This window comes from Streptomyces sp. LHD-70, assembly GCF_031157275.1.
Classification (GTDB): domain Bacteria; phylum Actinomycetota; class Actinomycetes; order Streptomycetales; family Streptomycetaceae; genus Streptomyces.
In genome coordinates this window covers 47817-61986 of record NZ_JAVIFW010000035.1, presented here as the reverse complement: position 1 = coordinate 61986, position 14170 = coordinate 47817, and the positions used below count along the sequence as shown (strand labels likewise).

Annotated in this window: 10 protein-coding genes and 3 pseudogenes; 12 read left to right on the top strand and 1 reads right to left on the bottom strand. The window is 68.1% G+C overall.

The features are described from left to right. From RCO28_RS37500 to RCO28_RS37445, 12 genes and pseudogenes are all read left to right on the top strand, one after another. Positions 1-119 (top strand): annotated as a pseudogene (locus RCO28_RS37500) (electron transfer flavoprotein subunit alpha/FixB family protein); the annotation flags it as partial. A 6-nt stretch (positions 120-125) separates the two neighbouring features. Next, complete coding sequence (locus RCO28_RS37495; RefSeq protein ID WP_308945865.1) at positions 126-1511, top strand: NAD-binding protein; 1386 nt, start codon at positions 126-128, stop codon at positions 1509-1511. Positions 1512-1582: 71 nt separating this feature from the next. Next, positions 1583-2695 (top strand): enolase C-terminal domain-like protein, encoded by a 1113-nt coding sequence (locus RCO28_RS37490; protein ID WP_308945864.1) that lies wholly within the window; start codon positions 1583-1585, stop codon positions 2693-2695. 95 nt (positions 2696-2790) lie between these two features. Continuing rightward, positions 2791-4083 carry an FAD-binding oxidoreductase gene (locus RCO28_RS37485; protein WP_308945863.1) on the top strand — a complete coding sequence of 431 codons (1293 nt, stop codon included), beginning with the start codon at positions 2791-2793 and terminating at the stop codon, positions 4081-4083. A 588-nt stretch (positions 4084-4671) separates the two neighbouring features. Then, positions 4672-6726: an FAD-dependent oxidoreductase gene (locus RCO28_RS37480; RefSeq protein WP_308945862.1), complete on the top strand. Its 2055-nt coding sequence runs from the start codon at positions 4672-4674 to the stop codon at positions 6724-6726. Positions 6727-6829: 103 nt separating this feature from the next. Continuing rightward, a complete protein-coding gene (locus tag RCO28_RS37475; protein WP_308945861.1) occupies positions 6830-8227 on the top strand; it encodes an MFS transporter in 1398 nt (465 codons plus the stop codon). Between the two features lie 50 nt (positions 8228-8277). Further along, a pseudogene (locus RCO28_RS37470) lies at positions 8278-9361 on the top strand (S-(hydroxymethyl)mycothiol dehydrogenase). Further along, positions 9361-9990 (top strand): annotated as a pseudogene (locus RCO28_RS37465) (MBL fold metallo-hydrolase); the annotation flags it as partial. The pseudogenes RCO28_RS37470 and RCO28_RS37465, both read left to right, overlap by 1 nt. Before the next feature lie 409 nt (positions 9991-10399). Then, the gene (locus tag RCO28_RS37460; RefSeq protein ID WP_308945860.1) at positions 10400-11581 is read left to right on the top strand and encodes a betaine/proline/choline family ABC transporter ATP-binding protein; all 1182 of its coding nucleotides are present in this window, start codon (positions 10400-10402) and stop codon (positions 11579-11581) included. Then, positions 11574-12479: an ABC transporter permease subunit gene (locus tag RCO28_RS37455; RefSeq protein WP_308945859.1), complete on the top strand. Its 906-nt coding sequence runs from the start codon at positions 11574-11576 to the stop codon at positions 12477-12479. The genes RCO28_RS37460 and RCO28_RS37455 overlap by 8 nt, the downstream gene beginning before the upstream one ends. A 59-nt stretch (positions 12480-12538) precedes the next feature. After that, positions 12539-13438: a glycine betaine ABC transporter substrate-binding protein gene (locus tag RCO28_RS37450; protein WP_308945858.1), complete on the top strand. Its 900-nt coding sequence runs from the start codon at positions 12539-12541 to the stop codon at positions 13436-13438. A 68-nt stretch (positions 13439-13506) separates the two neighbouring features. Beyond that, entirely contained in the window at positions 13507-13857 is a 351-nt protein-coding gene (locus RCO28_RS37445; protein ID WP_308945857.1) for a cupin domain-containing protein, read from the top strand. Here the strand turns inward: RCO28_RS37445 and RCO28_RS37440 are convergent. After that, complete coding sequence (locus tag RCO28_RS37440; RefSeq protein WP_308945867.1) at positions 13845-14126, bottom strand: FCD domain-containing protein; 282 nt, start codon at positions 14124-14126, stop codon at positions 13845-13847. The two genes, RCO28_RS37445 and RCO28_RS37440, sit on opposite strands and share 13 nt — an antisense overlap. Positions 14127-14170 lie beyond the last annotated feature (44 nt).

Below are 14170 nucleotides of genomic sequence, written 5' to 3'. Positions count from 1 at the left end.
TGGCAGTCAACAAGGACGAGGAGGCACCGATCTTCGAACTCGCCGACTACGGCCTCGTCGGCGACCTCTTCGAGGTACTTCCCCAGCTCATCGACGAGATCAAGGCCGGCAAGGGCTGACCTGAGATGCCCTCACCATCACCGTACCGCCCTCGCCTCGGCCAGCACGTAGTGATCATCGAGGACGACGAGGACCAGGGGCGCTGGGCCACACGCTGCGTCACACAGTGGGGCAGCGTCCCGCACCGCCTCTCTCGCCCCGACGACGAGGCACTACGCCACGCTCTGCGTACGCGTCCCGACGCCGTCGCCGTCGTCTCCCGCGACGACATCGTGGCCCTGCGCTACGCCCTGCTGGTGGAGCACATCACTCCGGGCGTCCGTCTCGTGGTGACCATCTTCGACCGGACGGTCGCGGACGAGGTGGCCCGCACCGTGCCGAACTGCACGGTGCTCAGTACGACAGACGCCATCGTCCCCAGCCTGCTTGCCAGTTGTCTCGATCCGCGGTACGCGATGCTGCAACCGGCTGGCGACACCGTTCTCGGCGTCCGGGCCGTCGACGGGCCGACCGGATGGGAACGGCTGTCCCGCCGCGCGCTCACAGCTGGCGGGGCCGTCCGGTCCCGGACGGACCCGTTGGGCTGGATCCGCTCGCTCGGCAGCTCCGCCAAGATCCTCCTCGCCACGTTCGTAGGGTTGTTGGGCGTGCTCGCCCTCGACACCGTGCTCGGTGTCGTCGTCCTGCACGAGCACTGGCCGGAGGCCCTGTGGAATGCGACCCGCACCCTCACCACCACCGGCACATCACCCGCCGCCGAGCACGCACCCAGCTGGTACAAGGTGCTCACCACCGCCTCCATGCTCACGGTGCTCGCCCTCGCGGCACTGTTCACCGCGAGCCTCGTGGACCGCCTGACCGGGCACCGGATGACCAGCATCCTCGGGGCCCGTTCCATCCCCCGCCACCACCACGTCATCGTCGTCGGCCTCGGCCAGGTCGGGCTGCGGCTGAGCATCCAGCTCCGGGCCCTGGGTGTCCGAGTCGTGGCCCTGGAGCGCGATCCGGCCGCAGCCTGTCTTCCGCTGGCCAAGGCCCTGAACATCCCCGTCGTCCAGGGCCGGGGAGGCGACCGCTTCCTCCTGAAGCGGGTGGGCGTGACCCGCGCGCGGGCGCTCGCCGCCGTGTCCTCCGACGGCCTGGAGAACATCGCCGTCGCTGTGGCCGCCCGAGCCATCGCTCCGGAACAGCAGATCGTGCTCCGGGCGGGCGGCGACGAGGTGACGGCGGAGTCGCAGTCCCTGTTCCGCATCGGCGCCGTGTGCGACGTACCTCGCATCGTCGGCGCCTTCGTCGCCGCCTGTCTTCTGAGCAGCAGGCCTTCGGGCGTCTTCGTCACGGACGGGCGTCCGTACGCGCTGTGCCCCGACAACACCCTCCTCTGCCTGGACGACTGGGATACCACCGATATTCCGCGTTCCGACCAGGCGGCGCCGGCTCAGCAGCGCTGAACCCTCCCGATCGTTCGCCCCCATATCGCGCACTCCTGCAAAGGAATTGTGAGAACAGGAGCCGTACCGTCATGAAGATTCATTCCATCGAAGCAGTACCCGTAGCCGCATCGTTCAAGTCGACGTTCCGCTTCGGCACCACTGACCGCACCACCTCCCCGAACGTCGTCGTCATCATCCGCACCGACGAGGGACCGGTTGGATACGGCGAGGCCTGCCCGGTGCCCGCCTTCACCAGCGAGACGCAGAAGTCGATCGTCGAGCTGGTGGAGGAGCGGGTCTCACCGGTGCTCATCGGCCGCGACCCCGAACACCGTCTGCCGCTCCTGCACGACCTGGCACGGGTGCTCAAGTCCGCTCCGTTCACCACGGCAGCCGTGGACACCGCGCTTCTGGACCTGCTCGGACGGGCTCTGGACGTACCCGTGCACACCCTCCTCGGCGGTGCCTTTCGCGACCGCACCGAGGTGCACGGATCCGTCGGATGGGACGAGGACCCGCAGAAGATGGTCGAGACCGCGCTGCAGCAGCGCGAGACCTACCGGTGGCTCAAGCTGTACGCGGGGCGTGGCGACATCGACAACGACCTCGACCGGCTCCAGGCCGTCCGGGAAGCGGTCGGTCCAGACGCCCGGCTGCTCGTGGACATCAACACGATGTGGTCGCCCAGCGACCTGATCCGCGCCCTACCTCGGGTCGAGGAGATCGGACTGAGCATGCTGGAGCAGCCGCTCCCGCCGGCCGCCGCCGCGTTTCAGAGCCGGCTGGCCGGTTACCTGCGCGTGGACATCGCCGCCGACGAGGCCGTCCGTACGGTCGCCGACGCAGCCACTGTCGTACGAGAGCGTTCTGCGACGGTCGTCAACGTCGGCCACTCCAAGCTCGGCGGGCCCACCGCCGCGCTGCAGGCCGCTCAGATCGCCCACGCCAGTGGGGTGGGCCTGATGGTCGGCAGTGTCATTGAAATGGGCGTCGCCACCGCCATGGGCCTGCATCTGGCCGCCGCACTGCCTCAACTTGCCTACCCGTCCTACCTGATGGGCCCGCTAAAGTACCGCCAGCAGATCACCGACCAGCAGGTCGAGGTCGTCGACGGACACATCGCCGTGCCAGAGGGTCCGGGGCTCGGGTTCACCGTCGACGAGAAGGAGTTGCGCCGGCTCGACGCGCGCACGCTCGCCTGATCGCGCCCGTACGTCCCGGCCCGTACGCCCCTTTCTCTGCCCCTGCCCGTTCTGCCCCCTGCACGTCTTGTGCTGCACCCAGGAGGACCACGCACATGTCCCTTCCCAGCACCGCCGATGTGGTCGTCGTCGGCAGCGGAATCACCGGAGCGGCCACCGCGGCGGCGGTCGCGGCCCGTGGCGCGAGCGTCGTGCTGCTCGACAAGGAGAGCGGACCTGCGCGGGAGGGTTCCGGGCGTGCCCAGGGCTCCCTGCGCGTCCAGGGCCGCCACGGCGCCGAGTTCCCCCTCGCGCAAGAAGCGCTCAGATTGTGGACCGAGGCCTCCGAGGAGGGTGACTTCGAGCTGGTCACCGGCGGCAACCTGTACTTCCGTACCAGCGACGAGGAACTGCCCGTCCTGCGGCACCTCGTGGAGGAGGCGCACCAGGCGGGCCTGACCACCGTCGAACTCCTCGACGCAGACCAGACCCGCGAGATCATGCCGTGCGCCACCGGCCCGTTCCTCGGCGCCATGTGGAGCCCGGTGGACGCCCATTGCCAGCCCGAGAAGGGCACCGAGCACTACGCCCGCCGCGCCGGTCGGGCCGGTGCCCACATCGCGTACGGGGTCAAGGTCACCCAGCTCCTCGAAGCGGGCGGTCGCATCACCGGCGTGCACACCACTCACGGCACGATCCAGACCGGCGCGGTCGTCGTGGCCGCCGGTGTGTGGACTCCGTACCTCGCCAGAACCGTCGGGGTCAAAGTCCCGATCATGCCGGTGATCATGTCCGAGCTGGAGACCGAGCCGGTCAAGCCGCTGTTCACCCAGACCATTCGCGCCTTCGGATTCGGGGCTCGGCAACGCCCTGGCGGGCAGGTGGTGGTGAGCGCGGGCCTCAACGCCAAGGTCATGCACGACGTTTCCCTGGCCGACTGCAACGGGCTGCGTTACTGGCTGCCCCGCGCCATGTCCTTCCGCAAGAATCTCAAGCTGAATCTGGACACCCGGCGCGTCCTGGAACAGCTCCGGCACCGCGCCACACTCGACACCCGGCTCGTCCCCCACACCTCTCCGGAACCCGCGGTCGACCGCCCCCTGGTCGATTCTTCCCTCGACCGCCTCGCACGCGTCATCCCCGAACTGCGCGGGGCTAGCGTCTGCCGCTACTGGGGAGGCCTGGTGGACATGACGCCTGACGGGCTGCCCGTCATCGACAGCGGTTCCGGGCCCTCGGGTCTCACCGTCATCACAGGGCTCTCCGGCCACGGTTTCACGCTCGGCCCGGCACTCGGCGAGATCGCTGCGGACCTGTCACTGACCGGCACGACCTCCCGGGCCATCGACACCTTCCGCCTGTCCCGCTTCGCTGACGGGCCCGTCGACCGACCCGAGATGATGATCTAGAGGAACGTTCGGCACACCTCCCTCTGACACCGCTCGGTTCCAAGCGCCGTTGCCCGAGCGGGAAACGCCCCGGTCGCCACCACCCACGAGCGGCCGGGGCACTACGCATGCACAACCGGCGGGCAGCCATACCCCGGCGCGTCGACGGGAAGCCGTCGGCGTGCCGCTTCGTCATGCCCTGGCCCGGGCAGGCACACCGAACTGTGGGGCAGCGACAGGCACTTGGCCGAACAGGGGGTGACCGCCGACGAGCGCACCGGCCGACGCCAGATGTCACGGACGCTACGCACGAGCATGTGAGGCATTTGTTGAGCCGCATTCCAGCAACCCCGAAGCCCCACATGAAGATGCTTATCGGCCAGCATGCCCAGTGCATGAATGCAGTCGAACTTTGGCCTCTTCTTGAACAACTTTCCGCAGGCTGGGTGCAGTTCCTTGTCAACAACTCCCGCACGCTCACATACTCCGTGGCTATCCGCTCAAGGCGATCAGCCCTCTGTCCCTCCTCTGCGAGAGCCGGAGTGCGGACTCGATCAGCGACAGCCATGTGTGCGGACCATCTCTGAACGACACTGGAAGGGCGTGCCGATGACATTCGGAACCGTTGACCCTCTGCTCCAGCCGTTCCAGCTCAAGCATCTGCAGCTGCGCAACCGCATCGTCAGCACCAGCCATGAGCCCGCGTACGCCGAGGATGGCCTCCCGAAGCTGCGGTACCAGCGCTACCACGAGGAGAAGGCCGAGGGCGGCATCGCGCTCACGATGATCGGCGGCTCGGCCAACGTGGCGATCGACTCCCCGTCCACGTTCGGCCAGCTCGACCTCAGCGACGACGCGATCATCCCGTACCTCCGCGAGCTTGCCGACCGTGTGCATGCCCACGGCGGGGCCGTCATGAGCCAGATCACGCACATGGGGCGCCGCACCGAGTGGGACACCGCCCACTGGCTGCCCACGCTCTCCGCGTCGCCCCTGCGCGAGCCCGCGCACCGGAGTTTCCCCAAGGAGATGGAGGACTTCGACATCCGCCGCACCGTCCGCGCGTACGGCGAAGCGGCGCGGCGGTGCAAGCTCGGCGGACTGGACGGCATCGAAGTCAGCGCCCACGGCGGACAACTCATCGACCAGTTCTGGTCGCCGCGCATGAACCAGCGCAGCGACCGCTACGGGGGCAGCCTCGACAACCGACTCCGGTTCCTGTTCGAAGTCCTGGAGTCGGTCCGCGCCGCGGTCGGCGACGACTACATCGTCGGCCTGCGTATGAGCGCCGACGACCGGGCCGAAGGCGGCCTCACCTCCGAGGACGCGATCAGCATCGGGCAGCGCCTGGCCGAGTCCGGGCTCGTCGACTTCCTTTCCCTGACGGCGGGTTCGGCGACGACGGACCTGGAGCTCGCCCGTCAGATCCAGCCGCTCGGTTCTCCGCTCGGCGGGTACCTGGACCTCGTCAAGTCGTTCAAGGAGAAAGTCGGTCTGCCGATCATCCATGCGGGTCGCATAGCCGATCTGCCCACCGCACGCCACGCGCTGCGGGAGGGCTGCCTCGACCTGGTCGGCATGGTGCGCGCGCACATGGCGGACCCGCACATCGTGAAGAAGCTCGAGGCGGGCGAGGAGGACCGGATCCGTCCCTGTGTCGGTGCCTCGTACTGCCTCAACCGGATCTACGTCGGGCTCGACGCGCTGTGCCTGCACAACCCGGCCACCGGCCGCGAGCACCTGATCCCGCACATCGCGCCGCCGGCCGAGCGCCGCAAGCGGGTCGTGGTCATCGGCGGCGGGCCGGCCGGCCTCGAGGCGGCCCGCGTCTGCGCCGAGAGTGGGCACGAGGTGACCCTGTTCGAGGCCTCTGACCAGCTGGGCGGCCAGATACAGCTCGCCGCGCGGGCGAACGAGCGGCAGAAGGAACTGCTGAGCATCGTCAACTGGCTGGAGGCGGAGGCCCGCAGGCTCGGTGTGACCGTGCGGCGGAACAGCTACGCGGACGCCGTCGACGTACGCGCGCTCGACCCGGACATCGTGATCACCGCGACGGGTGGGCTGCCCGCATCGCCGCCCCTCAAGGCCGGGGAAGACCTCACCGTCTCGACGTGGGACATCCTCAGCGGCTGTGAATCCGCGAAGGGCCGACGCGTGCTGGTCTTCGACGACCACGGCAGCGATCAGGCCCTGTCCACCGCGGAGCGACTCGTCGAGGCGGATTCCGAGGTGGAGATCGTCACCCCCGACCGCGTGGTGGGCCACGAGGTGCAGGGCACGCTGTACCCCGCGTACCTGAAGACGTTCTACGCGGCAGGTGTGCGGCTCACCCCGGACCACCGGCTGCGCGAGGTCCGCCGGGCCAGCGACGGGCTCGTCGCCGTGCTGCACAACGCCTACACCGGCGAGCTGGTGGAGCGGTTGGTGGACCAAGTCGTGGTCGAGCACGGCACGTTGCCCAACGACGACGTCTACCTGCAGCTCAGGGACGCGTCAAGGAACCTCGGCGAGACCGACCTGGACGCACTCGCCGCCGTAGCACCGCAGACGACAGTCAACAACCCTGACGGGAGCTACCAGTTGTTCCGCGTCGGCGATGCCGTGGCCGGTCGCAACATCCACGCGGCGATGTACGACGCTCGCCGGATCGCCCTGTCCGTCTGAGGCTCGTCCTCGGGTCCTCCTGAGGACCTTTGCTCCCCGTTGCCGCGCAGCCGACCCGTCCAGGAAACCCACAACCGCAGCTCGCCGAATGCCGGAGGCCGTGATGACCACGCACGTACTGGACGACGCACCTCTGTCCAGATTTCACAAGAAACTCGCGCTGTACTCCTCCGGAGGCCCCTTCCTCGACGGCTACGTCCTCAGCATCATCGGCGTCGCCATGGTGCAGATCACCCCGCAGCTGGACCTCTCGGCCTCAGCCCAGGGCCTGATCGGGGCCTCCGCGCTCATCGGGATCTTCCTCGGCGGGTTCGCGGGCGGCTGGCTGACGGACAAGTTCGGACGCCAAGTCCTGTACACCATAGACCTGATCGCCATCATCGTCTGCTCGGTCGCCCAGTTCTGGGCGACCGACCCGGTGTGGTTGTTCGTCCTGCGACTGCTCATCGGCATGGCGGTCGGCGCGGACTACCCCATCGCCACCTCGCTGCTCGCCGAGTTCACCCCGCGCCGCTACCGCGGCCCTCTGCTCAGCGCCCTGAGCGTCATGTGGTTCGTAGGGGCCGCCGTGGCCTACGTTGTCGGCGAGCTGCTGCTGGCCCTGGGCGACGACGCCTGGCGGTGGATGCTCGCCAGCGCCGCACTCCCCGGCACTCTGATCGTCCTGCTGCGCCTGGGCACGCCCGAGTCTCCGCGCTGGCTGCTGAAGAAGGGCCGGGTACAGGAAGCCGAGAAGGTGCTCCGTAAGGTGTACGGCCCCGGGGTCGGCATCGGCGACCTGCCCGAGGAGCAGCGCGAGAACGTCGACCTGAAGGCCATTCTGCGTTCCGGCTACGGCGGGCGGATGCTGTTCGTCTCGGGCTTCTGGACCTGTGCTGTCGTACCGCTCTTCGCCATCTACGCCTTCGGGCCGACGATCCTCGGTGCGCTCCATCTGGAAGGCGGGCTCGCCCATGTCGGATCGGCTCTGATCACGGTGATGTTCCTGGTGGGCTGTCTGATCGCCATGCCGCTCGTCAACCGACTGGGCCGCCGCACCCTGCTGATCCACAGCTTCCTGTGGTCGAGCCTCGCACTGCTCGTCCTGGGCCTCTTCCCCACCGCCCCCGCCGCCGTGGTCATGGTTCTCTTCGCCGGGTACGCGGTCGTCATCGGCGGCACGCAGGTGTTGCAGTGGCTCTACCCCAACGAGCTGTTCCCGACCGAAGTACGCGGCTCCGCGGTCGGACTGGCCTCTTCGCTGAGCCGTATCGGGGCCGCCGCCGGCACGTATCTCGTACCTGTGGCCCTGACCGGCTGGGGAATCGGCGGCACCATGCTCGCCGCCGCCGCGGTCAGCCTGGCCGGCGCAGTGATCTCCGTCCTCTGGGCGCCCGAGACCCGCGGTCTCACCCTGCACGAAGCGGCCGCCCTGGGCACCGCACCCGGCGAAGTCGCCGGGCAGCAGTCACAGCCGTCGCACCCGTCGGCCGGCCGCCAGAGCCGTTCCCTCGCTCCGTGAGTCACACGGCCTCCCACTCCCCAGAGCCACACCTACCGTGAGGAAAGGCCATGCCCCAGCAGGTACAGGCCGTCGTCGCCCACGCCAAGGGCCAACCGATCAGACTGGAGACGATCGTCGTGCCCGACCCTGGGCCGGGCGAAGCCGTGGTGAAGGTGCAGGCCTGCGGGGTGTGCCACACCGACCTGCACTACCGCCAGGGCGGCATCCGCGACGAGTTCCCGTTCCTGCTCGGGCACGAGGCCGCCGGGATCGTCGAAGCCGTCGGTGCGGACGTCACCGATCTGGAGCCCGGAGACTACGTCGTTCTGAACTGGCGTGCCGTGTGTGGCACTTGCCGCGCATCCCGGAGGGGCAAACCGCAGTACTGCTTCGACACGCACAACGCGAAGCAGAAGATGACACTCACCGACGGGACCGAGTTGTCCCAGGCTCTGGGGATCGGGGCGTTCGCGGAGAAGACCCTCGTCGCGGCGGGCCAGCGCACCAAGGGGGACTCGGAGGCGCCAGCGGCCGTGGCGGTCTGCTCGGCTGCGGCGTGATGGCCGGCCTAGGGGCGGCGTCAATACCGGCCAGGTCGGGCGCGGCGACTCCGTCGCCGTGATCGGCTGCGGCGGCGTGGGCAATGCCGCTGTCGCCGGAGCGAAGCTCGCCGGTGCGGCCACCATCATCGCGGTCGACACCGACCCGCGGAAGGTCAAGTGGGCCCAGAAGTTCGGCGCCACGCACACCGTCGACGCCACGGACGCCGAGCCGGTCGAGGCGATCCGCGCCGCTACCGGCGATCACGGCGCGGATGTCGTCATCGACCAGTGGGTCGTCCGGAGACCTACAAGAAGGCCTCTTCGTCCGTGACCTGGCCGGCACCGTGGTCCTCGTCGGTGTCCCGACGCCGGAGCTCATGGCCCCGGAGATCCCGCTGACCGAGCACTTCGGCCGCGGTGGTGCGCTCAAGTCGTCCTGGTACGGGGACTGCCTGCCCAGCCGGGACTTCCCGACGTACGTGGACCTGTACCTGCAAGGACGGTTGCCGCTCGACAAGTTCGTCACGGAGGAGATCGGGATCGAAGCCGTCGAGCAGGCCCTCTCGAAGATGCAGGCCGTGACGTGCTCCGCTCGGTGGTGGTCCTGTGATGCCCGGCCCCGTCGATCGCGTCCTCACCTCCGGCACGTTCAACCTCGACGACGAGAGCTTCACCGTCGACAACAACGTCTGGGTGGTGGGTGACGACTCCGAGGTGATCGTGATCGACGCCGCCCATGACGCCGACACCTCGCCGCCGGGGTGGGGGACCGCCGGGTAAAGGCGATCGTGTGCACACACGCGCACGATGACCACATCAACCAGGCACCCGTATTGGCTGATCGGTTCTCCGCCCCCATCCTGCTCGACCCGGCCGAAGGAGTCCCCTCTGGAAGATGACATGGCCGGACCGCAAGCCGAACCAAGAGCTGTGCCACGGCCAGGAGTTGACCGTCGGCGGCACAGACATGCGGGTACTGCGAACCCCCGGCCATTCGCCGGGCTCGTCCTGCCTGCACGCGCCGGAACTCGGCATCGTCTTCACCGGGGGACACTCTCTTCCGGGGCGGCCCCGGTGCCACCGGCCGGTCGTACTCGTCCTTCGACACCATCATCGAGTAGATCCGGACGACCGTGCTGACTCTGCCCGAGGACACCGAAGTACGCTCCGGGCACGGGGAGTACACGACAGTCGGCGGCTGAAGGGCCCCAGCTGCACCAGTGGATTGAGCGCGGGCACAGAGCACATCTACCGAACGCCGCCTGCCTGTACGCAGCCGCCTCCCTGGTTGCGACAACTGTCGCAAGGGGCGTCGGCATCTCCGACAAGTGTCGAGGCGCATTGCTGAGCACCTGCACCACCATGGTCTGCATCCCGCGGAGGGAGCCGGACGCCGGACGCCAGGTCGACGAGTACGGCAACCTCCCGACGAACGCGCCACACCGCGCCCCGTTCGTTCCATCACCCCAGGAGAGAACAACCACCCTTCGCATCTCTCCCCTCGGACCACACCCATCCGCGCGCCCCGCGGCGTCCACCCGCCTGTCCGGAACGGCGATGCAGGTCAGCAGGCGAGCGCACACGCCGCCGTCGATGCCTTCCGGCTGTGCCCTTCCCGATCGTTCCCCGCCCACTGGAGGTGACCGGCATGATCGAAGCCGTCGGACTGAGAAAGATCTACGAGAAGAATCCCTCACCGAGCAGCACACAGCGTCCCTGGGGCCGTCGTGCCCCGGCCGATCCGCCCTCAGCGCCCGCGGTCGACGACGTCAGCTTCGAGGTCGCCGACGGCGAACTCTTCGTCATCATGGGCTTGTCGGGATCGGGAAAGTCCACGCTGCTGCGCATGCTCAACCGGCTCGTGGAACCGACCGCCGGCGCCCTGCGGATCGGTGGCCGCAGCGTCCTGGACATGAACGACGTCGAGTTGCGGGAGCTGCGCAACCGCACTGTCAACATGGTCTTCCAGCACTTCGGTCTGCTTCCCCACCGAACAGTCGTGGAGAACGCGGCGTACGGGCTTCAGGTCCGTGACGTGACGGAGAAGGAACGCTTCCGGCAGGCCCGTGAGGCCCTGGAAGTGGTGGGGCTCGGCAGCTGGGGCGATGTTCTGCCCTCGGAACTGTCCGGCGGCATGCGTCAACGAGTGGGCCTGGCCCGCGCGTTGGCCACTGACGCCGACATTCTCCTCATGGACGAGCCTTTCAGCGCCCTGGACCCTCTGATCCGGCGTGACATGCAGGAGCTGCTGCTCGAGCTTCAGGCCGAGCTCCACAAGACCATCGTGTTCGTCACGCATGACCTCAATGAGGCCATGCACCTTGGCCACCGGGTGATGATCATGCGGGACGGCAAGGCCGTGCAGTTGGGCGGGACTTCGGAGATCCTGACCGCCCCGGCGGACGACTACGTGGCCGACTTCGTCGCCGACGTCGATCGCTCGCGGATCGTCTCAGCACGCCACGTCATGTGTGAACCACAGCTGACCGCCTGCGTCGGGGACAAGCCGGAGGACGTCGGGCACCGGCTCGAGAGTACGGACCTGCATGCTGTGTTCGTCCTGGACGGCACCGGCGCTGTGCTTGGTGTCGCCCGGGAACTCGAGATCTCCCGGGCCGTCCGGGAGGGCCGCACCTCCATGGCTGACGTGCCGCTCGATACGTGCGAGCACGTCGCGCCCGACACCCCCCTGATCGAACTGTGTACCCGCGTCGGCGGCCGTCCCGTTCCTCTGGCAGTCACCGACGACCAGAAGCAGCTCATCGGCGTCATCCCTCGGTCCGCTCTGCTCAACGCTCTCGGCACCCACGGGAGGAACGCCCGTGTTTGACCTTCCGGTCGGCGAAACCGTCACCACGGCCATCCAGTGGCTGCAGGACAACGGCGCTCCCGTCTTCGACCTGGTCGGCTCGGTCATGCTGGAGCTGGTCAACGCTGTTCTGTACGTACTGACGGCCCCGGCCTCCCTGGTCGTCACCCTTGCTTCGGCAGTCCTCGCTTGGTGGGCCCGCGGCGTCGGCTTCGCCGTCTTCACCGCGCTCGGCCTTCTGCTGGTCCAGGACATGGGGCTCTGGCAGGCGGCCATGAACACGCTTGCCGTGGTACTCGTGGCGGCGGTCCTGGCGATCGCCGTCGGCATTCCGGCGGGGATCTGGACCGCGCGCAGCCCCTTCGCGAGCACGACCGTGCGCCCGGTTCTCGACTTCATGCAGACCCTGCCGGTCTTCGTCTACCTCATCCCGGCCGTCTTCCTCTTCGGCATCGGCGCCGTTCCCGCCATCGTCGCCACCTTCATCTTCTCAATCCCACCGGCCGTGCGGCTCACCGAACTCGGGGTGCGCCAGGTCGACAAGGAGATCGTCGAAGCGTCGGTTGCGTTCGGAGCCCGGCCGAGCCAGGTCCTGCGCCAGGTCCAACTGCCCCTGGCCATCCCGTCCATCACGGCCGGCCTGAACCAGGTGATCATGATGGCGCTTTCGATGGTCGTCATCTGCGGCATGGTCGGCGCCGGCGGGCTCGGCGAGGTCGTCGTCCAGGGCGTCAGCCGCCTCGACATCGCCTCCGGCTTCGAAGCCGGCCTGAGCGTCGTCTTCTTGGCCGTCTTCCTGGACCGCCTAACCGGATCGTTCCCACGACCGAAGCGCGCCGCACGCTGCCCCGTTCCCTCGGCGGAGGCCCAGCCCGAGGTGTCCGGCCCCTCCCACAGACAATCCAACCTCGTCGGCTGAGCTTCGCTCTCCGGCGGCAGACCTGCCGGTACGCAGGGTCGATCCGTAAGGAGTTACCCATGGCACACGCCGTCACCCGCAGAACGGCGCTGGGTCTCGCGGCTGCCGCTGTGGCAGCCGGGACAGTGGGATGCAGCGGCAACCCCCAGGCCGTCTACGACGGCAACAGGGGCGACAGCAGGACCGTCGTCATCGGCTATATCGGCTGGGACGAGAACATCGCCAACAGCTACCTGTGGAAGGAACTGCTCGAGCGGAAAGGCTATCGCGTCCAGCTCATGAATCTGGAGGCCGCTGCGCTCTACGCCGGTGTGGCAAGCGGCCAGCTCGACGTCTTCATGGCCGCGACGCCCCAGATCCATGCCGACTACTGGGACCGCTTCGGCAAGGACTTCGCCGTGGTCGGGCAGTGGCTCGACCACGTCATCCAGGGAATCGCCGTCCCTACGTATGTTCCAGTGCGCTCCACCGACGAGTTGAAAGGCCGGGAGGCGGAACTCGGGGGACGGATCATCGGGATCGAAGCCGGTTCCGGCCTGATGCGCTTCATCCACGAGAACGCCGTCGGTGACTACGAATTGCAGGGCTACGAAATTGTCGACGGCAGTACGCCGGCCATGCTCGCCGCGCTGGACAAGGCGCTGAGCAAGAAGGAACCGATAGCGGTGACCCTCTGGAAGCCTCATTGGGCCTTCGCCAAGTATCCGATGCGGCTCCTGAAGGACCCCGAGGGGAGTTTCGGCGGAAGTGACGTTCTCAAGGTCATCGGCAGCAAGCGGTTCGTTTCCCGGAACGGACCCGTGAGCAGAGCACTGGCGAAATTCCATATGACCCCTGAAGAGATCGGCTCCCTGGAGCTGGAGATCACGGATGCCGGCAGGGGAAAGGAGCAGGAAGCCGTCCGCCGCTGGGTCGACCAGAACGAAAAGGCCGTCCGTCCATGGACGGCGGAACTCTGAGCACGTCCACCACTCTTCTCCCAACACCCACCACCCCGCATACCGAGAGAGCACGGAGAAAATCCGTCATGCCCGAGATCTTCCAGGCCGCGAGCCACGACGACAGCCCTCAGACGTTCCCCGTAGTGAAGTCCACCGAATTGGAATGGGAGGACGGCGGCGCTCCCGGATTCTGGCTCAAGATGCTCCACAAGGACCAGGAGACCGGCGCCCGGACCCTGTTGATGAAGGTGGACCCGGGCGCCTTCGCCGACACCCACGCCCACGATCAGACCGAGCAGGTCTACGTCCTGGAGGGTTCGTTCTACGACCAGACGCAGACCTACCGCGTCGGCGATCACGTCGTCCGGCAGCCGGGAGCCGGCCACGCGACGGGCAGCACGGAGGGTGCGGTCACCCTGCTCGTCTACGGCCCCTGATCCGGGCGGGTTTCCTCCTTCTCCTGCGAGAGGACGGCGTGCCGCGTGCCGCGAAGGTGCTGCTGCATGAGGTCGCGGGCGGTCGTGGCGTCTCGAGCCGCGATCGCCTCGGCGATGGCCAGATGCTCCGTCCGCATGCGGTCCAGTTCATCGGGGTTGCCGTCGTGCTCGCGCTGATGCAATTCGCCGGCCACCTCCGCCTGTTGGCGCACCAGCCGCTCAACTACGAAGTTGTGGGTCGCCGCGGCGACAGCGCAGTGGAAGGACAGGTTGTCCTCCTACGAAGTGAGCTTGCCGGCGCGTTCGGCCAGCG